This is a genomic window from Mesorhizobium sp. M1D.F.Ca.ET.231.01.1.1 (genome assembly GCF_003999155.2).
Classification (GTDB): domain Bacteria; phylum Pseudomonadota; class Alphaproteobacteria; order Rhizobiales; family Rhizobiaceae; genus Mesorhizobium.
This window is the reverse complement of record NZ_RZOZ02000037.1, coordinates 1-1,377: the sequence shown is the minus strand read 5'-3', so window position 1 is coordinate 1,377 and position 1,377 is coordinate 1. Positions and strand designations below refer to the sequence as shown.

1 protein-coding gene and 1 pseudogene are annotated in these 1,377 nt (G+C 58.5%); both read left to right on the top strand.

Annotation, left to right across the window (positions count from 1 at the left end):
- Positions 1-180 (top strand): annotated as a pseudogene (locus EN874_RS34130) (hypothetical protein); the annotation flags it as partial.
- Positions 167-1,339 (top strand): Xaa-Pro peptidase family protein, encoded by a 1,173-nt coding sequence (locus EN874_RS32120; RefSeq protein WP_126097340.1) that lies wholly within the window; start codon positions 167-169, stop codon positions 1,337-1,339. The pseudogene EN874_RS34130 and the gene EN874_RS32120, both read left to right, overlap by 14 nt.
- Positions 1,340-1,377: the final 38 nt, after the last annotated feature.

Below are 1,377 nucleotides of genomic sequence, written 5' to 3'. Positions count from 1 at the left end.
ACCACCTTACCGATAAAGATGTGGTCGGGAATTCGGGAAGAGATCACGCCTACAATCGCTGCCGTTTCAAGTCTGCTGATCGCGTTGACAGTCGTTATGTATGCCGGCGTAGAGGTGGTCCGCCAGACGGGTGAACGGCGAAACAAATACAATGAGCTAGTCAACGATGAAGGAGCTTAAGACGGTGAGTGAGCCTGCGAATAACGGCATGGATTTCCCGGCGGAGGAGTATCGGGAGCGCCTACGGCGTACGCAAGAAGAGATGGCTAAGTATGATCTTCCCGTCTTACTGCTGCACCAACCAGAAAACATCAATTATCTAAGTGGCCTCGATCAAATTGGCTATTTCTCCTATCACGCTTTAGCAGTACCCAGCCGCGGCGACCCGGTGCTGATCGTGCGCGACATGGAAGTCCCCACGGCGCACAGCACCTCATGGGTCAAAAACCATGTGGTCTATGCAGATGCCGCTGATCCGCTCCCCGTTTGGCTCGACACGGCGCGAAGAGCCCTTGAAGGTCTTGGGTTGGCAGGCGGGCGCATCGGTCTGGATGAGCACTCATGGTTCTTGACGGTGGAGCGCTGGAAGATGCTGCAGGCGCTGCTGCCGAAGGCAACTCTGGTTGGAGAGCCCCGTATTGTCGACCACCTGCGCCTGATCAAATCGCCGCGGGAACTAGAACATCTGCGCGGCGCTGCGCGGCTAGTTGAAGTGGGTCTGCGGGCCGGCATCGAGGCTATCGCGCCTGGAGTCGCGGAGCGAGAACTCGCCGAGGCTGTGTCTAGCGCATTGGTGAAGGCGGGGGCAGCGTCGCTCGGCGGTATCATCACCTCCGGCGATCGAACAAGTCTCATACATGGAGGACTTTCGGACCGGCGCCTGGAACGTGGCGATCCTGTCTACTTTGAGCAAAACGGGGTCCACAAGAATTACTGGGCACGCTTGATGCGCACCGCTGTTGTCGGTCCGGCGAGCGCTGCGCAACAGCGTATCGCCGACACGATCATCCGCATCCAAGACGAGGCGATCGCATTGATGCGGCCGGGCACACCGGCCAGCGTGGTCGACCGAGCTTGCCGCGAGCCGCTTCTGGCATCTGGACTGCGCGAAACCTATACGAATCGTGCCGGCTATTCGCTTGGTCTTAATCATCGCCCGTCGGCCGGCGAATTTATCCGCGAATTCGTGCCTGGCGTCGAATGGGTCTTAGAGCCGGGAATGGTGTTTCATATGCTGATGATGGCAGCGGGGATGGGCTTCAGCGAGACGGTGCTGGTGACGGAAAAAGGCCCGGAACGCCTGACCACCATGGAGCGCAAGCTCTTCTCGCGTATATAAGCACTCCATTCAAGATGGCAAAGCACATGCGACCAGTC

Excerpts from the sequence above, each read along its gene's own strand:
- EN874_RS32120 (WP_126097340.1), top strand. The coding sequence starts at position 167 with ATGAAGGAGCTTAAGACGGTGAGTGAGCCTGCGAATAACGGCATGGAT.